The sequence below is a fragment of the Enterococcus dispar ATCC 51266 genome, from assembly GCF_000406945.1.
GTDB lineage: Bacteria > Bacillota > Bacilli > Lactobacillales > Enterococcaceae > Enterococcus_C > Enterococcus_C dispar.
In genome coordinates, this window is record NZ_KE136354.1 from 2,496,173 (window position 1) to 2,523,157 (window position 26,985).

The 26,985-nt window shown below is 39.2% G+C and carries 26 protein-coding genes; 21 read left to right on the forward strand and 5 right to left on the reverse strand.

The annotated features are described in order from the left end of the window. Positions 1 to 210 precede the first annotated feature (210 nt). Positions 211 to 1,776, reverse strand: a complete 1,566-nt coding sequence (gene guaA, locus RK01_RS11690; RefSeq protein ID WP_016173484.1) for a glutamine-hydrolyzing GMP synthase — start codon at positions 1,774 to 1,776, stop codon at positions 211 to 213. An 82-nt stretch (positions 1,777 to 1,858) separates the two neighbouring features. Next, complete coding sequence (gene coaA, locus RK01_RS11695) at positions 1,859 to 2,782, reverse strand: type I pantothenate kinase (protein ID WP_034864692.1); 924 nt, start codon at positions 2,780 to 2,782, stop codon at positions 1,859 to 1,861. A 234-nt stretch (positions 2,783 to 3,016) separates the two neighbouring features. Between coaA and RK01_RS11700 the strand changes: the two genes are divergently transcribed. The 17 genes from RK01_RS11700 (at position 3,017) to RK01_RS11780 (ending at position 19,629) form a co-directional block, all read left to right on the forward strand. Continuing rightward, complete coding sequence (locus tag RK01_RS11700) at positions 3,017 to 3,589, forward strand: SGNH/GDSL hydrolase family protein (RefSeq protein WP_016173486.1); 573 nt, start codon at positions 3,017 to 3,019, stop codon at positions 3,587 to 3,589. A 4-nt stretch (positions 3,590 to 3,593) separates the two neighbouring features. Next, positions 3,594 to 4,199: a class I SAM-dependent methyltransferase gene (locus RK01_RS11705; protein WP_016173487.1), complete on the forward strand. Its 606-nt coding sequence runs from the start codon at positions 3,594 to 3,596 to the stop codon at positions 4,197 to 4,199. 391 nt (positions 4,200 to 4,590) lie between these two features. After that, complete coding sequence (locus tag RK01_RS11710) at positions 4,591 to 4,869, forward strand: hypothetical protein (protein WP_016173488.1); 279 nt, start codon at positions 4,591 to 4,593, stop codon at positions 4,867 to 4,869. Positions 4,870 to 4,894: 25 nt separating this feature from the next. Further along, positions 4,895 to 5,818, forward strand: a complete 924-nt coding sequence (locus RK01_RS11715) for a LacI family DNA-binding transcriptional regulator (RefSeq protein ID WP_016173489.1) — start codon at positions 4,895 to 4,897, stop codon at positions 5,816 to 5,818. A gap of 188 nt (positions 5,819 to 6,006) precedes the next feature. Continuing rightward, on the forward strand, positions 6,007 to 7,026 hold the full coding sequence (locus tag RK01_RS11720; protein WP_016173490.1) for a LacI family DNA-binding transcriptional regulator: 1,020 nt from the start codon (positions 6,007 to 6,009) through the stop codon (positions 7,024 to 7,026). A 124-nt stretch (positions 7,027 to 7,150) separates the two neighbouring features. Then, a complete protein-coding gene (locus RK01_RS11725) occupies positions 7,151 to 8,452 on the forward strand; it encodes a pyrimidine-nucleoside phosphorylase (RefSeq protein ID WP_016173491.1) in 1,302 nt (433 codons plus the stop codon). Between the two features lie 138 nt (positions 8,453 to 8,590). Then, positions 8,591 to 9,253, forward strand: coding sequence for a deoxyribose-phosphate aldolase (deoC, locus tag RK01_RS11730; RefSeq protein WP_016173492.1), 663 nt, complete (start codon positions 8,591 to 8,593; stop codon positions 9,251 to 9,253). Positions 9,254 to 9,307: 54 nt separating this feature from the next. Next, complete coding sequence (locus RK01_RS11735; protein ID WP_016173493.1) at positions 9,308 to 9,706, forward strand: cytidine deaminase; 399 nt, start codon at positions 9,308 to 9,310, stop codon at positions 9,704 to 9,706. Between the two features lie 80 nt (positions 9,707 to 9,786). Beyond that, positions 9,787 to 10,908: a BMP family lipoprotein gene (locus tag RK01_RS11740; RefSeq protein WP_016173494.1), complete on the forward strand. Its 1,122-nt coding sequence runs from the start codon at positions 9,787 to 9,789 to the stop codon at positions 10,906 to 10,908. A gap of 247 nt (positions 10,909 to 11,155) precedes the next feature. Further along, positions 11,156 to 12,718 carry an ABC transporter ATP-binding protein gene (locus RK01_RS11745; RefSeq protein ID WP_034864845.1) on the forward strand — a complete coding sequence of 521 codons (1,563 nt, stop codon included), beginning with the start codon at positions 11,156 to 11,158 and terminating at the stop codon, positions 12,716 to 12,718. Further along, complete coding sequence (locus tag RK01_RS11750; protein WP_034864689.1) at positions 12,711 to 13,862, forward strand: ABC transporter permease; 1,152 nt, start codon at positions 12,711 to 12,713, stop codon at positions 13,860 to 13,862. Before RK01_RS11745 ends, RK01_RS11750 begins: the two co-directional genes overlap by 8 nt. Then, on the forward strand, positions 13,862 to 14,815 hold the full coding sequence (locus tag RK01_RS11755) for an ABC transporter permease (protein ID WP_016173497.1): 954 nt from the start codon (positions 13,862 to 13,864) through the stop codon (positions 14,813 to 14,815). The genes RK01_RS11750 and RK01_RS11755 overlap by 1 nt, the downstream gene beginning before the upstream one ends. A 129-nt stretch (positions 14,816 to 14,944) precedes the next feature. Beyond that, a complete protein-coding gene (deoB, locus tag RK01_RS11760) occupies positions 14,945 to 16,111 on the forward strand; it encodes a phosphopentomutase (RefSeq protein WP_016173498.1) in 1,167 nt (388 codons plus the stop codon). Between the two features lie 108 nt (positions 16,112 to 16,219). Then, positions 16,220 to 17,038 carry a purine-nucleoside phosphorylase gene (locus tag RK01_RS11765; RefSeq protein ID WP_016173499.1) on the forward strand — a complete coding sequence of 273 codons (819 nt, stop codon included), beginning with the start codon at positions 16,220 to 16,222 and terminating at the stop codon, positions 17,036 to 17,038. Positions 17,039 to 17,090: 52 nt separating this feature from the next. Beyond that, positions 17,091 to 17,798, forward strand: coding sequence for a purine-nucleoside phosphorylase (gene deoD / locus RK01_RS11770; RefSeq protein ID WP_016173500.1), 708 nt, complete (start codon positions 17,091 to 17,093; stop codon positions 17,796 to 17,798). Between the two features lie 399 nt (positions 17,799 to 18,197). Further along, the gene (locus tag RK01_RS11775; RefSeq protein ID WP_016173501.1) at positions 18,198 to 19,382 is read left to right on the forward strand and encodes an iron-containing alcohol dehydrogenase; all 1,185 of its coding nucleotides are present in this window, start codon (positions 18,198 to 18,200) and stop codon (positions 19,380 to 19,382) included. Between the two features lie 16 nt (positions 19,383 to 19,398). Then, positions 19,399 to 19,629 carry a hypothetical protein gene (locus RK01_RS11780; RefSeq protein ID WP_016173502.1) on the forward strand — a complete coding sequence of 77 codons (231 nt, stop codon included), beginning with the start codon at positions 19,399 to 19,401 and terminating at the stop codon, positions 19,627 to 19,629. 174 nt (positions 19,630 to 19,803) lie between these two features. Here the strand turns inward: RK01_RS11780 and RK01_RS11785 are convergent, their stop codons facing one another. From RK01_RS11785 to rpiA, 3 genes are all read right to left on the reverse strand, one after another. Further along, complete coding sequence (locus RK01_RS11785; RefSeq protein ID WP_016173504.1) at positions 19,804 to 20,490, reverse strand: 2,3-diphosphoglycerate-dependent phosphoglycerate mutase; 687 nt, start codon at positions 20,488 to 20,490, stop codon at positions 19,804 to 19,806. Between the two features lie 136 nt (positions 20,491 to 20,626). Next, the gene (locus RK01_RS11790; RefSeq protein WP_016173505.1) at positions 20,627 to 21,211 is read right to left on the reverse strand and encodes a recombinase family protein; all 585 of its coding nucleotides are present in this window, start codon (positions 21,209 to 21,211) and stop codon (positions 20,627 to 20,629) included. A 191-nt stretch (positions 21,212 to 21,402) separates the two neighbouring features. Then, positions 21,403 to 22,086 carry a ribose-5-phosphate isomerase RpiA gene (rpiA, locus tag RK01_RS11795; RefSeq protein ID WP_016173506.1) on the reverse strand — a complete coding sequence of 228 codons (684 nt, stop codon included), beginning with the start codon at positions 22,084 to 22,086 and terminating at the stop codon, positions 21,403 to 21,405. A gap of 407 nt (positions 22,087 to 22,493) precedes the next feature. On the opposite strand from rpiA, the gene rpsL reads away from it, so the two are divergent. From rpsL to tuf, 4 genes are all read left to right on the forward strand, one after another. Beyond that, on the forward strand, positions 22,494 to 22,907 hold the full coding sequence (gene rpsL, locus RK01_RS11800) for a 30S ribosomal protein S12 (protein WP_016173507.1): 414 nt from the start codon (positions 22,494 to 22,496) through the stop codon (positions 22,905 to 22,907). A 66-nt stretch (positions 22,908 to 22,973) separates the two neighbouring features. Beyond that, positions 22,974 to 23,444, forward strand: coding sequence for a 30S ribosomal protein S7 (rpsG, locus tag RK01_RS11805; protein ID WP_016173508.1), 471 nt, complete (start codon positions 22,974 to 22,976; stop codon positions 23,442 to 23,444). Between the two features lie 100 nt (positions 23,445 to 23,544). After that, positions 23,545 to 25,629, forward strand: a complete 2,085-nt coding sequence (gene fusA / locus RK01_RS11810; RefSeq protein WP_016173509.1) for an elongation factor G — start codon at positions 23,545 to 23,547, stop codon at positions 25,627 to 25,629. Between the two features lie 152 nt (positions 25,630 to 25,781). Then, on the forward strand, positions 25,782 to 26,969 hold the full coding sequence (gene tuf / locus RK01_RS11815) for an elongation factor Tu (RefSeq protein ID WP_016173510.1): 1,188 nt from the start codon (positions 25,782 to 25,784) through the stop codon (positions 26,967 to 26,969). Positions 26,970 to 26,985 lie beyond the last annotated feature (16 nt).

Below are 26,985 nucleotides of genomic sequence, written 5' to 3' on the forward strand. Positions count from 1 at the left end.
AGACAAAAAGATAGCGTGACAAAAAAAACAGATGCGCTTTAAGATGAATTTGAGAAGATAGTTTTCCAATATTGTTTTTTTATTAACTTGTAGAAATCTTCTATTTTAAAAAGATAGCACTAAATAATTGTTGGTTACCAGAAAGGGTACCAAAATAAAAAAAGAAGCTTAGAAATACTGAAATAACAGTATCTAAGCTTCTTTTTTATACTATTCCCATTCTACAGTTGCAGGTGGCTTAGAGGTAATGTCGTACACGATACGGTTAACGTGATCTACTTCGTTAACGATACGGACAGAAATTTTTTGCAATACATCCCAAGGGATACGGGCAAAATCGGCTGTCATCCCGTCAATTGATGTTACTGCACGGATGCCGACTGTGTAGTCATAAGTTCTGCCATCACCCATCACCCCAACAGAACGGATGCCAGGTAATACGGTGAAGTATTGCCAGATATCTCGATCAAGACCGGCTGCAGCGATTTCTTCACGTAAAATAGCGTCTGATTCACGGACGATTTCTAATTTTTCTTCGGTTAATTCACCTAAGACACGAATGCCAAGACCTGGGCCTGGGAATGGTTGGCGCCAAACGATAGCATCTGGCATGCCAAGTTGTGTTCCTAATTCCCGCACTTCATCTTTAAATAAAGTGTTTAATGGTTCAATTAATTTGAACTGCATATCTTCTGGTAGACCACCAACATTATGGTGAGACTTAATGGTTTGGGCAGTTTCAGTACCAGATTCGATTACGTCAGTGTAAAGTGTCCCTTGAGCTAAGAAAGAAATGCCTTCTTCACCAGCAAGTTTGGTCGCTTCATCGTCAAAGACGTAGACGAATTCGTTGCCGATGATTTTACGTTTTTGTTCGGGGTCAGAAATGCCTTTTAGTTTGTTTAAGAAGCGGTCTTTGGCATCTACTTTAATAATGTTTAAACCAAATTTGCCGCCAAGACTTTCCATTACTTGTTTGCCTTCGTCTTTACGCAACAAACCGTGATCAACAAAGATACAAGTTAATTGGTCGCCAATGGCTTTTTGCAATAAAACACCAACAACAGAAGAGTCTACTCCGCCAGAAAGGCCAAGTAAAACTTTTTTATCGCCAACGGTATTGCGGATTTCGGCAATTTGCATGTCAATAAAGTTATCCATTGACCAATCGCCTTTACATTGACAAACGTCCATAGCAAAGTGTTTTAATAATTCATTGCCATGTTCAGAATGACGAACCTCAGCGTGAAATTGAATGCCATAAATTTTGTCTGCTTTATTTTGGATGGAAGCAATTGGACAATCTTTACTTGTTGCGACCACTTCAAAACCAGCTGGTGTTTGGGTTACCAAGTCACCGTGGCTCATCCAAACGGTTTGTTTTTTCGGTGTACCAGCAAAAAGTTCCGCATCGTCTGCAGTTACTTCTAATTCGGCTTTACCATATTCTTTGTTTAATGCGGGCTCAACTTTACCACCTAATTTATAAGTGATTAGCTGCATGCCGTAACAAATACCCAGAACTGGGATTCCTAACTTCAAAATCTCTTCATCAATGCCAAAGGCGCCTTCATCATAAACGCTATTGGGTCCGCCAGAAAGAATGATTCCTTTTGGATTAATGGCCTTGACTTCTTCTGCAGTGATTTTGTGGCTCATCAATTCAGAAAAGACACCAAATTCACGGATGCGGCGTGTAATCAATTGGTTGTACTGGCTACCATAGTCTAAAACGATGATCTTTTCGACTGTGGGCAGGTGGTCAACATTTGTCACAGTTAAATCCCTCGATTCTTCAGATTATTTATTGTAAAGAAGTAAGCTTCTTACAAGCAGTTTAACAGGCATGAAAATAAAATCAATATTTTCGCAAATAGATTTCATCAATTAAATGATGATTTGTTTTATGGAGAATTATATCTGCTCTGCTTCTAGTAGGCAAGATGTACTCTTCTAAATTTTTCAAATTCACATTTTGCCAGACGCTTTCAGCCATAGCTAACGCTTTTTTGCGATTCCCAATGGCAAATTGATAGTAATAATTAGTTGGGTCCAAAAATGCAGTATCTAGTAATTGCTCAAAGCGTTCCAAATACCAATGTTCAATTAATTCTGGTTCAGCATCCACAAAAAGAGAAAAGTCAAAAAAGTCACTGACGTAAATTTGTTGATTTTGTGGCAGTTGTAAGGTATTAATTCCTTCGACAATTAAAATATCCGGTTGCTCTATTAGTTCAAATTCATCCGGTACAATATCATAAACACTATGAGAGTAAACGGGCACTTTAATCTCTTTTTTACCTGACTTGACTTCATTCAAAAATTGAATTAGCCGCTCCATGTCATAGCTTTCAGGAAAACCTTTACGATCCATAATCCCTTTTTCTTGGAGTGTGGCATTGGGATATAAAAAACCATCTGTGGTAATTAATTGGACGTTGCGTCTTGGAAATAGACGGGAAAGCAAGGTTTGAACTAAACGGGCAGTAGTGGATTTTCCCACGGCCACTGAGCCGGCAATACCAATAATAAAAGGCGGTGTTTTGACATAGCGATGTAAAAAAAGACCTTTACTCAAATTTAAAGATTCTGCTTCTTTCATATAAAGGTGAATCAAATGGCACAAAGGTATATAAACATCTTCTACATCTTGCATGGACAAGCGGTCATTTAAACTTTTGATGCCATCTAATTCTTCTTGGGTCAATGGCATATTGTTACTATTGTAAAATCCCTGCCATTCTTGGCGTGAGATTTTGTAGTAATTCATTTTTTCCTCCATAAGCGACTCCTTTAGGCTGCTTTGCTACCATTAATGCGCAACAAAAGATACTTGTCAAAATAATGGCGGACTACCTGATTGGCAGACTTCGCGAACATTTTAACACAAAACCGTGCGCTTTATTAGTGAAAACACAAATAAATGCAGTTTATTAGCCTTTCTGCTAGTATTAAGATGGACAGTCGAATAAAGAAATGACGAAATACGTGTAGAGATTAAAAAGGAGCGATGAAGATGAAAAAAATTGTAATCATGGGCGATAGTATCGCTGCCGGTTTTTTTGAAGGCGAAGTAACGAATTTGTTAAATGAATATGTCTTGGAAACTTTAACTGGCATGGGCTTTCCTGATTATACAGTCGTCAATTTGGGTCAAAGAGGTGCCTCAACGACAACGGCATTGGAACAACTGCCAAGTGCTGTCGCAGAAAATCCTGATTTTGTGGCTCTTAACGTGGGGATTAATGATGCCTTAAATGATGGCCAAAATATTCAAGCTTATGGCGAAAATCTAAAGAAAATGATAACCGCTTTTCCAGTAGAAAAAGTTATTCTGGTTGGACCAAGTTGGGTTGATTTTGCGATTCGGACCACTGGCGATGAAGCGACATTACTAAAATACATTGCAATGGCAAAAGATATTGCCCAAGAAACAGGAGTCAACTATATTGACATGTATCATCATATGGCGGTTTACCCAGAACCAGCGGAATTTTTACAAAGTGATGGTTTACATCCTTCCAAATTTGGGTATCATTTATTAGGAGCTTTAATTGCTCGTGACATTAAAAATAAACTATTAGGATGAAATTATGAGTGATCATTATTATACCAATCAACCCCATGCAGCCCACGATTTTACAGAATTTGATTTTGAATTAAAAGGGCACAGACTGCATTTTATTACCGATAGTGGCGTTTTTTCCCGCAATACGATTGACTATGGTTCACGCGTTTTAATTGAAAGCTTTTCGCCTACGGATTTGCCGGAAGGCCCACTTTTAGATGTTGGTTGTGGTTATGGACCAATCGGTTTAACCTTGGCTGCGACAACTGAGCGCTTTGTAGAAATGATCGATGTCAATCAACGTGCCGTCGACTTAGCCCAACGCAATGCCGGGCGCAACCACATTGAAAATGTTGCAATTCATGAAAGCAACATTTACGAGGATGTAAATGAGACAGCCTATGCGGCAATTTTAAGCAATCCGCCGATTCGTGCAGGTAAAAAAGTCGTCCACACGATTTTAAGTGACGCCTATCCGTTACTAAAAGTAGGTGGAACTTTGACCGTGGTCATCCAGAAAAAACAAGGAGCACCTAGCGCCGAGAAAAAAATGAAAGAAGTCTTTGGTAATTGCGAAATTTTAACCAAAGATAAGGGCTACTATATTTTGCAAAGTGTCAAAGAAGATTAATATAAAAAACGGCAACTTCTCGCAAACTTAATGAGGAGCTGTCGTTTTTTTTGTAAGGTGGGATATGTACTGATCCAGCTTCTCAAACGAACTCTTAACGATAAAGACCTAAACGCGTTTATTTAGCTTTTCTACTTATCTCGCTTTTCTATTGATCCAGCATCATGAACGAACTCTCTGCGGTAATAAGTCAAAATCTTGCGAAATTTGCCAAACAATTTATCAAGATTTCGTCTTATTACTTGAGAGCTAACGACGTTCATTTAGCTTTTCTGATAAAAAAGTGAGTTTTTTTCCTTGCTCTGAAACGAGTTTCATAGATTATGCTCTAAATGTAGTTAAAAAAGCGCTTTTTAACCGGCAATCTGAAACGCAAATAGGAGGAAGGATTATGTTTACTTATGTGAAATTAACTCAAAATGGCGTTACGCAACTTTATTACGTTCAAGTGGAGATTGTAGCAGGAAAGCTTATTTTAAATGATGTCAGTGGCCTACAAACAAGAAAGCTTTTAGTAGAAGATATTCGTCAACTAGATTGGCAGGTTTTCGATGAATATTATGGTGGTCGTCGTTTTTCCTTTGGTAAAGGAGAAATGAGTTGCCAAGTTTATGAAGCAGGCCTGGCTGTGATAGACTATCTTTATCATCAATTACAAGTAGCCGTGTAATTTGGCCAAATTAGAGGTGGAAAAAGTGGCAAACATTCGAGATATTGCAAAAATGACGGGGTATTCGGTGACGACTATTTCGCGGGTGATTAACAATCATCCTTATGTCGCAGAAGAAAAAAGACAAAAAGTTTTGGCAGTCATGAAAGCCCTCGATTATAAGCCTAACCGGACTGCGCAAAATTTGAGCAAAGGGGTTACGCGAAACGTGGGGGTTATCGTTCCTTTTGTCGATCATCCTTTTTATAATCAATTGTTAAAAGGAATTATGAAGGCCGCTTTTGCTCACCAATATAAAATTACGTTATTGCCCACTAATTATGATGAAAAGCTGGAGAAAAGTTATCTGGAAGAGCTAGCCGCAAAGAGTTTTGAGGGACTAATTGTCACCACCAGAGCAAATCATATGGATGTTTTTTTACCTTATTTGGCGAAAAATAATATTGTTTTTTGTGAAGCTTCTGATTTAAAAGAAGCCCGTTTTGTGGCGATTGACCTGGCTGCCTCGTTAAAAGCTAGTATTCTTTATTTGAAAGAGCGCGGGGTGAAGCGTTTGGGCTTAACTTTAGGTCGGAGTAAACGCTTAAGTGGGAACTCTCTGCTGACGATTGAACAAAGCAAAAAATATTTTCCTGATTTTGATCTATCGAACATTTTTTGGGATTGTATTCATGCCGAAGATGGTCTTCAAGCCGCTGAATTTTTTCAAAAGCGCCAAGTAGATGGGATTATCACCAACGGCGATGAAGTGGCAGCAATGATTTTAGCGCAATACCCACCAGATGAACAACCTTTTGTAATCGGTCGTGAGAATCTTTTAGTCAGCCAACTGTTACGATTTTCAACTGTCGATCATCAACTAAAACAGTGTGGTAAAGTGGCTTTTCAACTTTTTTATGAAGAAGCAAAAGCGCAAATAACTATTCCTCACCGATTAATTATTCGCTAGGAGAAACCTCTTTGCCATTTTGGTTAAAGAGGTTTTTTTCTAATTTATTAAAAGTAGGTCTGCTTTACAAACTTATTTGGTTAATCTTTTAGTGCAGATAACTACTGGGATTTTTTCTGAACAGAATTGTTAACGCGCTATTTTTTTAAAGCGGATTTTGGTACACTATGGCGTGTGGGGGGATGTAAATGAAGCTAACGATTAAGCAAATAGCGGAAATGGCAGGAGTTTCTGTTACGACTGTATCGCAAATTTTAAATAATAAAGGAATGCGTTTTAGTAGTGAAACACGGCAACGTGTTTGGGATATTGTAAATAAATACCATTATAAGCCAGACTTTTTTGCTTCTAATTTAATTAATCGCCGCTCCAAAACCATCGGAATGATTATTCCGGATGTAACAGACTTTTTCTTTTCAAAAGTGGTGGAAGGCGCCGAACGTTATGTTAATCCATTGGGTTATATGATTATTCTTTGCAACTCCCAGCAAAGTCAGGAAAAAGAAATTACCTATCTAGAAGAATTGAGCCATCGCTCTGTCGATGGAGTTTTACTGGCAACGCCGCATTTATTAGCAAATGGCTACGAAATGGGTAGCTCAATTTACCATAAAATGCCCACAATTTTAATTGATCGAGGAATTAATCAGCGTAATAATGGCCGTTTAATTGTGAAAGATTATGAAGGCGCCTATCAAGCCGTAAAATACCTCATTGCACAAGGACATAAAAATATTGGCATGTTAAAAGAAAGTACCGGCTATTATCAGTTGCAAGAACGTTTCAACGGCTATCGCCATTGCCTAAAAGATCATAATCTCCCTTATAAAGGTCGTTATGTCGTGGAAAACGAATTGACGGTGGCCGGTGGCTATCAAGCAGCTAAAGAATTATTGCGGCAAAAAGAGTTAACGGCTATTTTTTGCAGTAACGATTCCATGGCAATTGGCTGCTACCAAGCTATTTACGAGTTGGGTAAAAAAGTGCCGGAAGATATTTCTGTGATTGGTTTTGATGGCTTGAATTTAACAGAATACGTCACACCTCCGCTCACTACTGTTTTACAGCCGGCTTTTGATATTGGTTTTTACGCCGCCAAGTTCTTAGTTGACGCGATTGAGTTTCCAGAACGGCGAATTCCGAATAAAGTATTTGATACTAAATTAATTATTCGTGAGAGTGTGAGGACCTTGACAAGCGAGAATTAATACAGTATATTGCTCCTGTAAGCGCTTTAGCGTTCGGGAGTTTGTCAGGTAAACTGTTTTACTAAAGTGGTTTACCAATTAGAAATTTGTTGTATAATGACACTGAACTTGAGGAGGAAAAAGCATGCGAATGGTCGATTTGATCGAAAAAAAGCGTGATGGTCAATTGTTATCTAAAGAAGAAATTGACTTTATTATTACAGAATATACAAAAGGTGAAATTCCAGATTATCAAATGAGTGCCTTATTAATGGCAATTTATTTTACCGATATGACCGATACGGAGATTACGAACTTAACGTTAGCCATGGCACATTCTGGTGAAGTCATTGATTTGTCTTCGATTGAAGGGATAAAAGTAGATAAACATTCCACTGGGGGTGTGGGGGATACCACGACCTTAGTGTTAGCGCCATTAGTTGCCAGTGTTGGGGTCCCTGTAGCTAAAATGTCTGGTCGTGGACTAGGTTTTACAGGTGGAACGCTGGATAAATTAGAGGCAATTCCTGGTTTTAAAATTGAACTCACCGATGAAGAATTTATTCGAGTTGTTAATGAAAGTAAAGTGGCTGTAATCGGACAGTCAGGTGATTTAGCGCCAGCGGATAAAAAACTTTATGCTCTGCGGGATGTGACTGCGACAGTGAGCTCGATTCCATTGATCGCCAGCTCCATCATGAGCAAAAAAATCGCAGCCGGTGCAGACGCCATTGTATTAGATGTAACCACAGGAGATGGCGCCTTTATGAAAGACATTAAAGATGCCCGTCGCCTAGCTCACACGATGGTACGAATAGGGAAATTAGCTAACCGTCAAGTAATGGCTGTGGTTTCTGATATGTCGCAACCATTAGGGGAAGCCATTGGCAATAGTCTGGAAGTGGTGGAAGCGATTGAAACACTGCAAGGTAATGGACCTAAAGATTTAGTCGAAATGTGTTATGCCTTAGGTAGCCAAATGGTAGTGTTGGCAAAACAAGCGCAAACATTAGAAGAAGCCCGTGAGATGTTAGAAGAAGCACTGTCTTCTGGTAAAGCATTAGAAAAATTCAAAGAGATGATTAAAAATCAAGGTGGCGACGAAACAGTAGTCGATGCGCCGCAACGTTTACTAACAGCCCAATATGAAATTGCTTTACCTGCTAAAGAAAGTGGTGTAGTGACAAAACTTGTGGCAAATGAAATTGGTATTGCTGCGATGCTTTTAGGTGCGGGCAGGAAAACCAAAGAAGATGAGATTGACTATGCAGTAGGGATAAAATTGCATAAAAAAGTTGGCGATAAAGTGACTGCAGGTGAGGCTTTATTGACTATTTATAGCAACACAGAAGATATCACGAATGTTAAAGAATTGCTTTATAACAATATTGCAATTGGTGAAAACGGCAGTGAACCACCACTTATTCATGACATTATTACAGAATAAGCATATTTACAGGAAACGTTTTTTGAATGGCTAGATAAATGGTAAAATAGTTTTAATGAAAGTTTTTCATTAAGAATTTGGTTTTTTGGAGATTGGAAAATAATTTTACAGACTAAAATATTTAGGGAGTTGTACAAAATGGAACTAAATCGCATGATTGACCATACAATTTTAAAAGCGGATGCGACACAAGAAGATGTATTACGAATTATTGAGGAAGCAAAAAAATATCATTTTTATTCTGTCTGCATTAATCCAACTTGGGTAAGCTTTGCAGCAGAGCAATTAAAAGGGGAACCAACCGCAGTCTGTACTGTAATCGGCTTTCCTTTAGGAGCAAATACATCAGAAGTTAAAGCCTATGAAACGACAGATGCGATTCATAATGGTGCAGATGAAGTAGATATGGTCATTAACATCGGTGCGTTAAAATCTGCCCAATACAAAAAAGTACAACAAGATATTGAAGCGGTAGTCAATGCAGCTAAAGATAAAGCATTAGTTAAAGTCATTATTGAAACAGCATTATTAACGAACGAAGAAATTGTAAAAGCTTGTGAGCTAGCCAAAACTGCAGGAGCAGATTTTGTTAAGACATCAACTGGTTTTTCAACAGGTGGGGCAACAGTGGAAGATGTTCGCTTAATGCGTCAAACAGTTGGTCCTGAAATGGGTGTGAAAGCATCAGGAGGCATCCACAATGAACAAGAAGCAATGGCGATGGTGGAAGCTGGAGCAAACCGCTTAGGCACATCAGCTAGTATTGCGATTGTAACTGGTGCCCAAGGCGGCGGCTACTAAAAAAGACGCCGACTGTCTTCAGCTAACAATTGCAAAATAAGGTCAGGTGTAAAGATGAAAGCAAAAGAAGAATGGATTAATGTGGCCACAGAGGCACTAACAAAAGCCTATGTGCCCTATTCACATTTTCCCGTGGGGGCGTGTTTAGTCACCAAAGCTGGGAAAATTTATCAGGGTTTAAATATTGAAAATGCTTCTTACGGATTAGCCAATTGTGCGGAACGAACAGCTTTTTTTAAAGCTGTTTCCGAAGGTGAACGCGAATTTAGTCATTTAGTGGTAGCAGGGCATACCCCAGAACCAATTTCACCTTGTGGCGCGTGTCGCCAAGTAATGGCAGAATTTTGTCCACCAGATATGCCAGTCACATTGGTGGGAGAAAATGGTGTGACAAAAGAAACAACAGTCGGAGAATTATTACCATATTCTTTTACTGACAAAGATTTTGACTAGTAACTTATTAGTCGCTCAATTATGTTCATTCAGTCATTTGGGCTGTTGAAAAAAACTTACTTTTAGGGGGCTTTACAGAAATGAAAAAAGCAAAATTATTTGGCTTGGCAACAGTTGCATTAGCATCAATCATGTTGTTGGGTGCCTGCGGTAGCGGCGGTAGCAACAGCACAGACAGCACTGGCGGCGGTTCAGATGAAGGCAAAGATCCAAAACACAGTGCCGCAATTGTAACAGATATTGGCGGGATCGATGATCGTTCTTTCAACCAATCTGCTTGGGAAGGTTTGCAAGCTTGGGGTAAAGAACACAAGTTGGAAAAAGGCGTAGGTGGTTTTAACTACTTCCAATCAAATGATGCGTCACAATACACAACAAATATTGACAATGCAGTTTCAAATGGCTTCAAAACAGTCTTTGGGGTAGGTTACTTATTAACAGATGCCATTAGTCAAGCAGCTGATCAAAATGCAGATAACAATTTCGTTATTATCGATAGTGTCATTGATGGTAAAAATAATGTCGCTTCTGCAACATTTAAAGATAATGAAGCTTCTTATTTAGCAGGTTATGCTGCAGCTTATACTACCAAAACAAATAAAGTTGGTTTTATCGGTGGTGAAGAAGGTGTCGTAATCGACCGTTTTGACGCTGGTTTCACACAAGGTGTGAAAGATGCAGCGAAAAAATTAAACAAAGATATTACAATTGAAAACGAATATGCTGCTTCATTTAATGATGCCGCTAAAGGTAAAGCTTTGGCAGCTGCAATGTACCGTGATGGCGTAGACGTAATTTTCCATGCTTCTGGTGGTACTGGTGCGGGTGTCTTCTCTGAAGCAAAAGAATTAAACAAAAAATCAACAGAAGCTGAACTAAAAGACAAAAAAGTTTGGGTTTTAGGTGTGGATAGCGATCAAGAAGCAGAAGGTAAATTCCAAACTGCTGATGGTAAAGATGATAACTGTACGTTAGCTTCAACACTTAAAGGTGTGGGTGCTGCAGTACAAGATATTTCTAACCGTGCTTTAGAAGACAAATTCCCTGGTGGCGAACACCTGGTATATGGTCTTAAAGACGGCGGTGTTGATTTAACAGAAGGTTTCTTATCAGACGATGCCAAAAAAGCAATTAACGAAGTGAAAACTGAAGTTGCTGACGGCAAAGTTGAAGTTCCTGAAACACCAAAAGATGTTAAATAATTAATTTTTCAGGTCTTGTCTGTTTGACGGACAAGACCTGATTTTTCAATTGATTTCTTTAAAAGTGAGTTTGCTTAGATTGACTTGATTAAAAAGTCCAAACTTAGTTTTAAGGAAAGCAATTTCCTGGCGGCAACGCCGCAAAAATTTTTGCATTTATAGATAACGTATTCAATTTTACAAGTTGCGCAAGACGAAAAGTAAGGATGTGAAAAATTTGGCACAAGAAGAGAAATATGTCATTGAAATGCGGCATATCACCAAAGCTTTTGGCGATTTTAAAGCCAATGACGATATCAATCTACGGGTCAAACCAGGAGAAATTCACGCTCTCTTAGGAGAAAATGGTGCCGGTAAGTCAACTTTGATGAATGTTTTGTCCGGATTATTAGAACCTACTTCCGGCGATATTTTTATGAAGGGGCAAAAAGTCAATATTACCAGCCCAACTGCTGCCAATAAGTTAGGTATCGGCATGGTGCATCAGCACTTCATGTTAGTGGACGCTTTTACAGTAACTGAAAACATCGTATTGGGAAGTGAACCGACAAAAGGCGGTGTCATTGATCGGAAAAAAGCGCGAGAAGAAATCATGCGCGTTTCAGAACAATACGGTTTGGCCGTTGATCCAGATGCATATGTCCGGGATATTTCAGTCGGGATGCAACAACGGGTAGAAATTTTAAAAACTTTATATCGTGGTGCCGAAGTTTTGATTTTTGATGAACCAACGGCTGTTTTAACACCACAAGAAATTGATGAATTAATCGATATCATGCATGGTTTGGTAAAAGAAGGCAAATCAATTATTTTAATTACCCACAAATTGGATGAAATTAAAAAAGTTGCTGATCAATGTACAGTTATTAGACGGGGTAAAGGAATTGGCACAGTAACAGTCAAAGACGTTACGAGTCAAGAGTTAGCCGACATGATGGTTGGTCGCGCAGTATCCTTTAAAACACCGAAAAAAGATGCCAACCCACAAGAAGTTATTTTATCTGTTGAAAACCTAGTGGTGAAAGAAAGCCGCGGATTGGATGCGGTGAAAAACTTAAGCTTACAAGTCCGGGCTGGTGAAGTTTTGGGGATTGCCGGAATTGACGGCAACGGCCAGTCTGAATTGATTCAAGCATTAACTGGATTACGCAAAGTTGAAAGTGGCAAAGTCTTTTTAGACGGTGATGATATTACCAATAAAAAACCTCGACAAATCGTTGAAAAAGGAGTCGGACACGTACCGGAAGACCGTCATAAATATGGTTTAGTCTTAGAGATGACATTAGCGGAAAATATGGCATTACAAACTTACTACCAAGAACCGCTCAGCAAAAATGGCTTCTTAAACTATGGCGAAATCAATGAAAAAGCACGAGACTTAATTAAAGAATACGATGTACGGACAACAAATGAATTGGTTCCAGCCAAAGCGTTATCTGGTGGGAATCAACAAAAAGCGATTATTGCTCGGGAAGTCGATCGCGATCCAGATTTACTCATCGTTGCCAATCCGACTCGTGGTTTAGATGTAGGAGCGATTGAATTTATCCACAAACGTTTAATTGAACAACGGGATAAGTTTAAAGCGGTCTTGCTAGTTAGTTTTGAACTAGAAGAAATTTTGAATGTTTCAGACCGGATTGTTGTGTTACATGCTGGTGAAATCGTAGGGGAAGTTGATCCTAAAGAAACCAGTGAAAAAGAACTTGGTTTATTAATGGCTGGTTATTCCCTAGAGGAAGCCCGGGCCGAATTAGTCAAGGAAAACAAACAAGCACATGCTGAGGAAGTAGGTGGGACAGTTGAATAATCGTTCCGAAAAAATTAGAAATATGTTGGTCCCGGTTATCGCTGTATTGCTTGGTTTTGTTATTGGTGGAATCATTATGGCAGCCTTTGGTTTTAGTCCTTTAGCAGGTTACAGTCAAATGATCAAAACAGCCTTTTTAAACCCGCAAACCGGTGCGATTAATCCCCGGAATATCGGTGAAATTTTTGTAACGGCAGGTCCATTAATTTTTACTGCTCTAGGTTTCTCGGTAGCAAATTCTGCTGGGTTTTTCAATATCGGTCTTTCTGGGCAAGCCCTTTGCGGTTGGGTCGCAAGTATATGGGTCGCCTTAGCCATGCCTGATGCACCAAAAATTGTTGTTTTGCCTTTAGCAATCCTTGCCGGCGCGTTATCTGGTGCTGTGGCAGCTGCAATTCCTGGGGTATTGCGCGCTTTATTTGGTACAAGTGAAGTTATCGTAACAATTATGATGAATTACATTTTACTTTATACCAGTACCCATATCGTCAATAACGTCATGGACGAAAGGTTGATGAGTAACAAAGGTGTTACCAAAATGATTGGAGAAAATGGTTCATTGCGCACAAACTTTTTGACAGAAATTTCCAATCATTCGCGTTTAAATATGGGGATTTTTCTTGCCTTGATTTTCTTAGTTCTCGTTTACTTCTTAATGAAGAAAACAACGTTGGGCTATGAAATTCGTTCAGTCGGTTTAAACCCATATGCTTCAGAATATGCTGGAATGAGCAGCAAACGGACCATCATTATTTCCATGGTAATCTCAGGCTTTTTAGCGGGTCTTGGTGGTGTGGTACAAGGATTGGGAACCTTCCAAAACTTCTTTATTCAAGGAACATCACTGTCTATCGGGTTTGATGGAATGGCCGTTTCGTTATTAGGTAGTGGTAGTTCAGTGGGGATTTTATTGTCGGCCCTTTTATTTAGTGTTTTAAAATTAGGTGGGCAAGGTATGCAGGTAGCAGGTATTCCTTCTGAATTAGTGGATGTGGATATTGCAATTATTATTTTCTTTGTCGGTATAAGTTTTGTAATTCGTTTTGCATTGGCGAAATTCTTTGGTCCTAAAAAAGAAGTTGCAGTGGTGGAAGAAGTAGAAGCCAATCCAAGCGATCAAGATGAAGAAGGAGGAAAAATCTAATGAGTATTGATTTGATTGCCTCAATTTTAACCCAAACCCTGATTTATTCAGCTCCTTTAATCTTGACAGCTCTAGGTGGTGTTTTCTCAGAACGCAGCGGGATTGTTAACGTGGGGTTAGAAGGAATCATGGTAATGGGGGCCTTTACTTCAATTGTCTTCAACTTGGAGATGTACGACCAACTAGGAGCGATAACGCCATGGTTGGGGATTTTAGTTGGTGGTCTAGCAGGAGTTGCTTTTGCGCTATTACATGCAGTAGCCACGATTAACTTTCGAGCGGATCATATTATTTCAGGTACAGTAATGAATTTAATGGCTCCGGCACTAGCAGTCTTTTTAGTTAAAGCCATTTATGGAAAAGGACAAACAGATAATATTAATGGTACATTAGGTTATTTTAGTTTTCCTGTCTTAAAAGATATTCCGGTGATTGGACCAATTTTCTTTAAAGATACCTTTTTACCAGCGTATGTTGCCATTTTGATTGCAGTTTTGGCTTGGTTTATTATCTTTAAAACTAAATTTGGACTGCGTCTACGTTCAGTCGGGGAGCATCCGCAAGCAGCGGATACCTTAGGAATTAATGTTTATCTCATGCGCTATTCCGGCGTATTGATTTCAGGTTTTCTTGGGGGGATGGGTGGTGCTGTCTTTGCACAATCTATTTCCGGACGTTTTGCGATTACGACAATTGCGGGGCAAGGGTTCATTTCAATGGCAGCAATGATTTTTGGTAAATGGAATCCACTTGGTGCGATGGGAGCAGCCTTATTCTTTGGCTTTGCGCAAAATATTAGTATCGCTGGTTCTAAATTACCAATTATTTCATCGATTCCAGATGTGTACTTGCAATCGGCACCATATGTGTTAACAATTTTAGTCTTGGTTATCTTCTTAGGAAAAGCTTCTGGTCCTAAAGCCAACGGTACCAATTATATTAAATCAAAATAGTTTATTTAAGGGTGGGACTAAGGGACATTGTTGCTTTGTTCTGCTCTTTTTTAGTAGTTTACAACTGTCAAATAAGGCGACTTCTAGTAAGATAGAGGTAGCTTAAAAATATAGAAAGTAGGGAATAAAATGTTTAAACGTGTACATTTAATCGTCATGGATTCAGTTGGGATTGGTCAAGCACCGGATGCCGAAAAATTTGGTGATGTCGGTTCCGATACATTAGGACACATTGCACAAGAAGCCGGCTTAACAATTCCTCATTTAGAACAATTAGGCTTAGGGAGTATTCGCCCATTACCAGGTGTCAAAGATGAAAAAGATCATAAAGGTTATGCGACAAAATTAGAAGAAATTTCTGTCGGTAAAGACACTATGACAGGGCACTGGGAAATCATGGGACTAAATATTAAAAAGCCTTTCCGTGTTTTTCCAAATGGCTTTCCTGATGAATTATTAAAACAAATTGAAGATTTTTCCGGCCGTAAAGTTGTTTGTAACAAACCTTACTCTGGTACAGAAGTAATTAACGATTACGGTGAGCACCAAATGAAAACAGGGGACTTGATTGTCTATACGTCAGCTGACCCAGTATTACAAATCGCAGCTCATGAAGAAATCATTCCGTTAGAAGAATTGTATCGTATCTGCCAATTCACTCGTGATATTACAAAAGATGAACCTTATATGATTGGCCGCATTATTGCCCGACCTTATGTTGGCGAACCAGGCAACTTCACCCGCACAAGCAATCGTCATGACTACGCCTTAGATCCTTTTGGAAAAACGGTGTTGGATTCACTAAAAGATAACGGTAAAGATGTAATTGCCGTTGGTAAAATCAACGATATCTTTAACGGTCAAGGTGTCACTGAAGCGATTCGGACTAAGAGTAATATGGATGGCGTCGATAAATTATTAGACGTGATGAAAAAAGACTTCACCGGCTTAAGCTTTACGAACTTAGTTGACTTTGATGCTTTGTATGGCCACCGCCGCGACGTGGTCGGTTATGCCCATGCGATTGAAGATTTTGATTTGCGGATTCCAGAAATTTTAGACAATCTAGCTGAAGATGATTTGTTATTGATTACAGCTGACCACGGTAATGATCCGACTTTCCCAGGAACTGACCATACACGAGAATATGTGCCATTGTTAGCTTATAGTAAAAAAATGAAAGACCAAGGCGCATTGCCACAAGGATTTTATTCTGATATCGCAGCTACTATTGCAGAAAACTTTGCTGTACCTGCAACCGAAAATGGTGAAAGCTTCTTAGCTGCTTTGAAATAGTTTTTTAGCTGTTAGCGATAGTTAAAAAATGTATTTTTAGCAGATAGTTCATTTTAAGCGTGTAAGAAAACAAACCGCTTATTTAAATTTTATTCAGTGGAGGTCTTTATGACAGCGATTTTAGCACAATTAAAAGAAACGACAGAATTCATTAAAGAACAAGGCGTAAAAGACGTTGAATTTGGCTTGATTTTAGGTTCTGGTTTGGGAGAATTGGCCGAAGAAATCGAAAATCCGGTAGTCATTCCGTATAATGAAATCCCGCACTTTCCTGTTTCAACAGTAGTAGGCCACGCAGGACAATTAGTTTATGGTCAGTTGGCAGGTAAAAAAGTTTTAGCCATGCAAGGACGTTTTCACTATTATGAAGGGAATAGTATGCAGGCGGTGACTTATCCAGTACGAGTAATGAAGGAGCTAAAAGCGCATTCTGTCATTGTGACAAATGCTTGCGGCGGGGTAAATGAAACCTTTGCACCAGGCGATTTAATGTTAATTACTGACCACATTAACTTTATGAGTGCCAATCCTTTAATTGGTCCTAATGAAGAATCAATGGGACCGCGGTTTCCGGATATGAGCCAAGCTTATACGCCGGAATATATGGCAGTAGCTAAAGAAGTTGCCAAAGCTTCTGGCCTGCATTTAAAAGAAGGGGTGTACATGGGCTTTTCTGGTCCAACTTATGAAACACCGGCTGAAATACGTTTTGCTCGTACGATTGGAGCTGACGCAGTTGGAATGTCAACAGTGCCAGAAGTAATCGTTGCATCTCACAGTGGGTTGAAAGTTTTAGGTATCTCATGTATCACCAATCTGGCTGCTGGAATGCAAAAAAATCTCAATCACGCTGAAGTGGTAGAAACTACAGAACGCGTAAAAGCAGAATTCAAAGCTTTAGTAAAAGAAACATTAGCCCAGTTATAAAAGTAGGGGCAAAAGAAATTACAATGAAATTTACCTAGAAAGGAAGTTGTTCATGAGCGTCCATATTGAAGCACAAGCCGGTGAAATTGCCGATAAAATTTTGTTACCAGGAGACCCATTGCGGGCAAAATATATTGCCGAAACATTTTTAGAAGATCCGATTTGCTATAATAATGTGCGGGGGATGTTAGGTTACACCGGAATTTATAAAGGAGAACGCGTTTCCGTTCAAGGAACGGGGATGGGGATGCCTTCTGCTAGTATTTATGCCCATGAGTTAATCAACTCTTATGGCGTTAAAAAATTAATTCGGGTGGGAACGTGTGGTGCTTTATCAGAAGATGTGCACGTCAGAGATTTAATTATTGCGCAAGCTGCAACAACTAGTTCTTCCATCGTACAAAAGAATTTTCAATCGTTTCATTATGCGCCAATTGCCGATTTTGAACTATTGAAGAATTCTTATGAAATCGCCCAAGCCAAAGGGTTCACTACTCATGTCGGGAATATTTTATCAGAAGATACTTTTTATAAAGATGATTTAAGCGAAACATTTGAATTAGCAAATATGGGGATTTTAGGAGTGGAAATGGAAGCTGCTGCACTTTATTATTTAGCCGCTAAATTCCATGTCCAAGCACTAGCTATTTGTACGGTAAGCGACCATATGATTACTGGTGAAGAAACAACCGCCGAAGAACGACAAGTGACCTTCAACGACATGATTGAAGTTGGCTTAGAAACTGCAATTAAAGATTAATACAAAAGAGCCATTAAAGAAGAGAATTCTTTAATGGCTCTTTTGTTGCGTAATAAAGAAAGTATCTGATTTTCATAAGGAAAAAAGCGATATACCAGTTTTTTTGGGTGTCTAGGAAATGAACGAACTCTCTGCGGCAATAAGCCAAAATCTTAAGAAATTTGAGGAACAATTCACCAAGATTTTGTCTTATTGCTAGAGAGCCGAACACGTTCATTACGCTTTTCTTGGTGTCTAGCGATTTAAGAAATTTGAAGCGCGATTTATCAAGTTTTTGAGTATTGCTTGAGAAGCGAGCTCCTTCAGCTTTTCTTACATAAGCGAGGGTGCAACGCTTTCTTTTATTTTAACTTCGCGTTAAAGTAAAAGTGTAAATTGATTTTTGAAGGAGTGGCAAAAGTGAATAACTTTACGTTTAATGTGGGAACGGATATCCGTTTTGGGAAAGATCGTTTAGGTGAATTGGCACCTGTTTTGACTGATTTTGGTAAAACAATTTTACTTGTCTATGGCGGTGGCAGCATTAAGAAAAATGGCTTATATGACCGCGTCTTAAAAGAGTTAAGTGATTTTCATATCATTGAGCTTGCCGGTGTGGAACCAAATCCCCGGATTGAAACGGTAGCAAAAGGTGCTAAACTTTGTGCTGAAAATAAAGTGGATGCTATTTTGGCAGTGGGGGGCGGCTCTACAATTGACTGTGCTAAAGCTGTTGCTGCGGTTTATGGTAGCCCCAAGGAAGAACCATGGGCTGTGATTGAAAAAAGAAATTACGATGGCCCCGCCTTGCCAATTGTTACGATTTTAACTTTAGCTGCCACAGGTAGTGAAATGAATCGCGGTGCGGTTATTACCAACTGGCAAACCAATCAAAAACTTGGCATGGGTGGCAAAAATCTACTGCCAAAAGTATCCTTTTTAGATCCACAAAATACGTATAGTGTCGGTAAATATCAAACAGCTGCTGGTTCAGCCGATATTATGAGCCATTTGTTTGAAAATTATTTCAACAACACACCTGCTACGGATGTTCAAGATGGTATCAGCGAAGGCTTGATGCGGACAGTTACCAAAAATTGTCCCATTGCATTAAAGACACCAACTGATTACGATGCAAGAGCAAATTTGATGTGGGCAAGTACACTCGCTTTAAATGGATTAACCGGTAATGGTAAAGGTGGAGCATGGTCTTGTCATGCAATGGAGCATGAATTGAGTGCCTTTTATGATATTACCCACGGGATTGGTTTAGCAATTTTAACCCCTCGTTGGATGCATCACGTCTTAAATGAAGAAAATGCGCCAAAATTTGCCCAATATGGTCGCAATGTGTGGGGAATTACCGAAACTGTACCGATGATGGCTGCACGCATGGCGATTCAAAAAACTTATGATTACTTTAAAGCTTGTGGGATACCCATGACGTTACCAGAAGTTGGTATTGAAGATGATAGCAAATTTGAAGAAATGGCCAAACAAGCTGTAGCTTATAGTGCAATTGCTACTGATGCTTTTGTACCATTACAAGTAGAAGATGTTGTCAAAATTTATCAAGCTAGCATGACTGAACAAAGCTATTTATAAAAAGGGAGGAAGTAGGATGTTAAAAGAACAAGAAATGTTTTTAAACTTTATGAAAGAACGGACAGTTAAAGGTCAAGAAGAGCAAACAGAAGCTATTTTAGTCGATGCCTTTGCCAAGTTAGCCACTGATGAATTTACAACGGACGAATTTACGGCAGTGAGAGAAAAACTTCTGCCTTTAATTGCGCCGGAGTATCAAACAGAAGTAAAAGAAGCAATGGCTCATTTTGCCAGTATGTTGAAATAAAAAGAGGTTGTGACAGAAGTGTTCAGCTTCAAGCAATAAGAAGGAATTTTAAGGAAATTGCTACTTGAATTTTTGCGAAATTTCGGCTTACTTCAAAAAAAGTTGCTTTTGGGTCACTGTCTATTCGTAAAAAAAAGAGGTGTGACATTTGTCACACCTCTTTTTTATTGATAATTATAAGTAGTATTTTTTCGCTACTGTTAAATCGTCATTTAATTCATAAACAAGTGGTTGGCCTGTTGGAATTTCAAGATCCATGATGTCATCATCAGAGATTCCTTCAATGTGTTTTGCCAAAGCGCGTAATGAATTACCATGAGCTGCAACTAAAACGGTTTTGTCGTCTTTTAATGCAGGGGCAATTTCATCTTGCCAGAATGGTAAAGCACGTTCTAAAGTAACTTTTAAGTTTTCGCCACCAGGTACGTCACGAGGGTCTAACATTGCATAACGACGATCGTTTGCAGCAGAACCAGGATCAGTTGCATCCAATAATGGAGGTAATGTGTCGTATGAACGACGCCAGATGTGAACTTGTTCGTCACCGTATTTTTCAGCGGTTTCTTTTTTGTTCAAACCTTGTAAAGCACCGTAATGACGTTCGTTTAAGCGCCATGATTTAATTTGTGGTACCCATAATTGATCAGATTCTTCTAAGATATAGTTACAAGTTTTGATAGCGCGTTTTAATACAGAGGTATAAGCGATATCGAATTCGATGCCGGCTTCTTTAATTTTGCGGCCGCCTTCTTTTGCTTCTTCAACACCTTCTGGAGCTAGGTCTACGTCAACCCAACCAGTAAATTGGTTTAATGCATTCCATTCGCTCAAACCGTGACGAGAAAATACTAATTTTGGCATGAATAACTCTCCTTTGTCATTTGGTTTCTGAAATTTTCAATTCCTTCCATATTGTACACTGTTTTGGTGCATTTTGCTACTAAAAAAAGGCACAGCAACTTGTTTCTCAGGTGAGAAAAAGCTGTTGTGCGTCATTTTAATTTGTAATTTTTGCCAATTCATCGGGGGCTAAATTAATGTATTTGTAGCAAGTTCCCACCGATACACCACACTTAGAAGAAATGAATTGAATTGTTTCTTTTTTATCGTAATAAAGTTGGCGGATTTTTTTCACTGTTTTCATATCGATTTTAGGACGGCCGCCAATTTTTCCATTTTGACGTGCTTTGTTTAAGCCAACTAAAGTACGTTCTTTAATTAAAGCACATTCCATTTGAGCTAAACCTTCCATTAAATTAAAATAGATGTCGCCCATTTCACTACGAGTATCAATACCTTCAGTTAAACTAATTAAATGAAGGCTTCGGTTTTTAAACAAGCTGGTTAATTCCGTCAATTGACGGGTAGAACGTCCCAGACGATGTAAGTCACACACCACTAAAGCGTCTCCTTGTTGCATTTGTGCAATCACGGTGTCTAAATCCGCGTGATTTTCTTCGTGATATTTTTGTTCAAAAGTATCTTGAAAAATCGGTGTACAACCATATTCCGTCAAAGACTTCAATTGGGAATCTAAATCATTGTCGTTGATTGTTGTCCGGGCATAGCCAAAAATTGTCATGATAAATCCTCTCAGTCTCCATTTTCATTAAGAAAAATGTAGCATAAACTCCGTTAAAATGGTACCGTTTCTTGCAAAAAAAGCAAAAAAACTCCGAAAATAGAAAATAAATCGCAGTTCGTTTTTTTAGTGAGAATCATTTGGATAAAAAAACCGCTTCTTTTTTAGAAGCGGTTTGGTTTTGTTCACCATTAGACCAAGGTGGGGTTGTAGATTGTTTTGGGGCCATTTTTTTCACCAACAATGACGATATTGGTCATATCCAAAAACAGACCATGCTCTACTACGCCGGTCATATGAATCAGTTCTTCTGCTAAGGCATGAGGATCAGGAATTTCAGCTAAATGTAAATCGATAATATAGTTGCCGCTATCTGTGTGTAAAAATTCGCCATCACTGGTTTTACGGAAACTTGGATGATAACCGCGCTTTTCCAAAATATTGAAGATTTGTTGACTGCCATAGGGAATAACCTCTACTGGCAATGGAAATTCGCCCAATTGCGGAACCATTTTAGATTCATCAACAATCCAAATGACTTTATCGGAATAAGTAGCGACAATTTTTTCATATAAAAGGGCCGCACCGCCACCTTTAATTCCTAAAAAGTTGGGATCAACTTCATCGGCACCATCGATCGTAACATCGATATGATCGACTTCATCGATAGAAGCTAAAGGAATTCCTAATTCCCGCGCTTGAATTAAAGTTTGTGTAGAGGTGGTTACACCGGTTATGGTCAAATTTTCTTCTTTAATCATGCGGCCGACTTCAGCTACCATATGATATGCTGTTGAACCGGTCCCAAGCCCCACTGTCATACCGCTTTTAATATGTTTGCAAGCTTCTTTACCAACCATTTCTTTTAAATCCATTGTAATTCTTGCTCCTTTGCTTACTGATTTTGAGTTTATTTTAAAGCTTTTTTTAAAGAAATGATAGCTTTCTGGCGTTTCTTTTACAGTTAAAAAAACTATAAAGCGATTTGTGAGTTCAGTTATGCAAGAAACGTTTTTTTGGGGAAAATCAAGAGATTATAAGTAGATATTAAAAAAAACACAAGAACTTGAGAAAAGCTTTACGGTTTTTATTGACACGTATTTTCAATCATGCTATTCTAACAAAGGTGCTTTGTCTACAGGTCTCTTAAAACAGACGTGCTGACTGTAAGAAAAGTACAACTGACGATTATGCACAAGGCTGCATTATTTTTTATCGCTGAAAAAGAACCACCTGGATGTGTGGAGCTAGAAAGCGAATCAAGGAAGGAGGAAAACAAGGGATGCCTACAATTAACCAATTAGTACGTAAACCTCGTAAATCCAAGGTTGAAAAATCAAATTCACCAGCATTGAACAAAGGATATAATAGTTTCAAAAAAGCTCAAACGAATGTGAACTCTCCGCAAAAACGTGGGGTTGCCACTCGTGTGGGAACAATGACACCGAAAAAACCGAACTCAGCTTTGCGTAAATATGCCCGTGTTCGTTTGTCTAACTTGATTGAAGTAACAGCTTATATCCCAGGTATCGGCCACAACTTACAAGAACACAGTGTTGTTTTATTACGTGGTGGACGTGTAAAAGACTTACCAGGGGTACGTTACCATGTCGTTCGTGGTGCATTAGATACAGCTGGCGTTAACGACCGTAAACAATCTCGTTCTAAATACGGTACAAAACGTCCTAAAGCTTAATCTATTACAGACTATTAGACTATTAAGAACACAATATAAAATGACTACGTAAAGGAGGAGTTACGGATGCCTCGTAAAGGTCCAGTTGCAAAACGCGATGTTTTACCAGATCCTATGTATAACTCAAAATTAGTAACCCGTTTAATCAACCGTGTTATGGTTGATGGCAAACGCGGGATTGCTGCAAATATTATCTATAATGCTTTTGACATTATTAAACAATCTACTGGTAATGATCCATTAGAAGTTTTTGAACAAGCAATGAAGAATATCATGCCTGTCTTAGAAGTTAAAGCTCGCCGTGTCGGTGGTTCTAACTACCAAGTCCCAGTTGAAGTTCGTCCTGAACGTCGTACAACTTTAGGCTTACGTTGGGTTGTAAACTACGCACGTTTGCGTGGGGAACACACAATGGAAGAACGTCTTGCAAAAGAAATCATGGATGCAGCTAACAACACTGGTGCTTCTGTGAAAAAACGCGAAGACACTCATAAAATGGCTGAAGCCAACCGTGCTTTTGCCCACTATCGTTGGTAAGATCTTTTTTGTTCTGTCAAAAAAGACAATTCGATTGTTACAAGTAAGCGGGCAAAAGATTTCTTTTGCCGCTTTTTAAAGAGAGGAGCACAAGCAAGAAATGGCTAGAGAATTTTCGTTAGAAAAAACTCGTAATATTGGTATCATGGCTCACGTCGATGCAGGTAAAACTACAACGACTGAACGTATCCTTTATTATACAGGTAAAATCCATAAAATTGGTGAAACCCACGAAGGTGCTTCACAAATGGACTGGATGGAACAAGAACAAGAACGTGGTATCACTATCACTTCTGCTGCGACAACTGCTCAGTGGAAAGGTTACCGTGTCAACATCATCGACACACCAGGACACGTGGACTTCACAATCGAAGTACAACGTTCATTGCGTGTATTAGATGGTGCTGTTACCGTCCTTGACTCTCAATCTGGGGTTGAACCACAAACTGAAACAGTTTGGCGCCAAGCAACAGAATACCGCGTACCACGTGTTGTATTCTGTAACAAAATGGATAAAATTGGGGCAGACTTCTTGTACTCAGTTTCTACATTACACGATCGTTTGGGTGCAAATGCACATCCAATCCAATTACCAATTGGTGCAGAAGAAGATTTCACAGGTATCATTGACCTTGTGACAATGAAAGCTGAAATCTACACAAATGATTTAGGTACTGAAATTCAAGAAACTGAAATTCCTGAAGAATACCAAGAACAAGCGCAAGAATGGCGCGAAAAATTAGTCGAATCAGTTGCTGAAACTGATGAAGACTTAATGATGAAATATTTAGACGGCGAAGAAATTACCGAAGCTGAATTAAAAGCTGGTATCCGTCAAGCAACAATCAATGTTGATTTCTTCCCTGTTATGGCTGGTTCAGCCTTCAAAAATAAAGGGGTTCAATTAATGTTGGATGCTGTTCTTGACTACTTGCCTTCACCATTAGATGTTGAAGCAATTAAAGGGATCAATCCGAAGAATGACGAAGAAACAACTCGTCCTGCTGACGACGAAGCACCTTTTGCTTCATTAGCATTTAAAGTTATGACTGACCCATTCGTAGGTCGTTTAACTTTCTTCCGTGTATATTCTGGTATCTTGGAAAGTGGTTCATACGTATTGAACGCTTCAAAAGATAAAAAAGAACGTATCGGACGTATCTTGCAAATGCATGCTAACACACGTAACGAAATCGACCGCGTTTATTCCGGTGATATCGCTGCCGCTGTTGGTTTGAAAGATACAACAACAGGGGATACTCTTTGTGCTTTAGATGCACCTGTAATCTTAGAATCAATCGAATTCCCTGACCCAGTTATCCAAGTTGCTGTTGAACCAAAATCAAAAGCTGACCAAGATAAAATGGGTATTGCATTACAAAAACTTGCAGAAGAAGATCCATCATTCCGCGTTGAAACAAACGTTGAAACTGGTGAAACAGTTATCTCTGGGATGGGTGAATTGCACTTAGACGTCTTAGTTGACCGTATGCGTCGTGAATTTAAAGTTGAAGCGAACGTTGGTGCTCCTCAAGTTTCTTATCGTGAAACTTTCCGTGCTGCTACTGATGCAGAAGGTAAGTTTGTACGTCAGTCTGGTGGTAAAGGTCAATACGGTCACGTATGGATTGAATTTACACCAAACGAAGAAGGTGCCGGTTTCGAATTCGAAAACGCCATCGTTGGTGGTGTGGTTCCTCGTGAATACATCCCAGCTGTTGAAAAAGGTTTAGTAGATGCAATGGAAAATGGTGTCTTAGCTGGTTATCCATTAGTAGATATTAAAGCAAGACTTCATGATGGTTCATACCATGATGTCGATTCAAGTGAAACAGCCTTCCGTGTTGCTGCTTCAATGGCATTGCGCGCTGCTGCTAAAAAAGCAAAACCTGCAATTTTAGAACCAATGATGAAAGTTACAATTACTGTTCCAGAAGATTACTTAGGTGATATTATGGGTCACGTAACTGCTCGTCGTGGTCGCGTTGAAGGTATGGAAGCACATGGTAATTCCCAAATCGTTAATGCTATCGTTCCGTTAGCAGAAATGTTTGGTTACGCAACAACATTGCGTTCAGCTACACAAGGTCGCGGTACTTTCATGATGGTATTTGACCACTATGAAGATGTACCAAAATCTATTCAAGAAGAAATTATCAAGAAAAACGGCGGCAAAGCTGAATAATTTTTGATAATTAGGATTTTTTTAAAAGAGCTATATTTTTTAAAAAAATTCGTGTACAATATTAACGATGATAAGGGCAAACTGTCGCTTGCGGCAGTTTACCTATCAAAAAATAAAAAACTATTACGTATTTTTAGGAGGAACATTTTAAAATGGCAAAAGAAAAATTTGACCGTTCTAAACCCCATGTAAACATCGGTACTATCGGACACGTTGACCATGGTAAAACTACTCTTACAGCTGCAATTACAACTGTATTATCTAAAAAAGGTCTAGCACAAGCTTCTGCTTACGATCAAATTGATGGTGCACCTGAAGAACGCGAACGCGGTATCACAATTTCAACTGCTCACGTTGAGTATGAAACTGAAAACCGTCACTACGCTCACGTTGACTGCCCAGGACACGCGGACTACGTTAAAAACATGATCACTGGTGCTGCTCAAATGGACGGCGCGATCTTGGTAGTATCTGCTGCTGATGGTCCTATGCCTCAAACTCGTGAACACATCCTATTGTCACGTAACGTTGGTGTTCCTTACATCGTCGTTTTCTTGAACAAAATGGACATGGTTGATGACGAAGAATTATTAGAATTAGTTGAAATGGAAGTTCGTGACTTATTGTCAGAATACGACTTCCCAGGCGACGACACTCCAGTTATCGCAGGTTCAGCTTTGAAAGCCTTAGAAGGCGACGCTTCATATGAAGAAAAAATCTTAGAATTAATGGCTGCAGTTGACGAATATATCCCAACTCCAGTTCGTGATACTGACAAACCATTCATGATGCCAGTCGAAGATGTATTCTCAATCACTGGTCGTGGTACTGTTGCAACTGGTCGTGTTGAACGTGGACAAGTTCGCGTTGGTGACGAAGTTGAAATCGTAGGTATCGCTGAAGAAACTGCTAAAACTACTGTAACAGGTGTTGAAATGTTCCGTAAATTGTTGGATTACGCTGAAGCTGGCGACAACATTGGTGCATTATTACGTGGTGTGGCTCGTGAAGATATCCAACGTGGTCAAGTATTATCAAAACCAGGTTCAATCACTCCACATACAAAATTTGCGGCAGAAGTTTACGTTTTAACTAAAGAAGAAGGTGGACGTCATACTCCATTCTTCACTAACTACCGCCCACAATTCTACTTCCGTACAACTGACGTAACAGGTGTTGTTGAATTACCAGAAGGTACTGAAATGGTTATGCCTGGCGATAACGTTACTATGGACGTTGAATTAATCCACCCAATCGCGATCGAAGACGGTACTCGTTTCTCAATCCGTGAAGGCGGACGTACTGTTGGTTCAGGTGTTGTTACAACAATCGAAAAATAATTCTTGAACTTGAAGC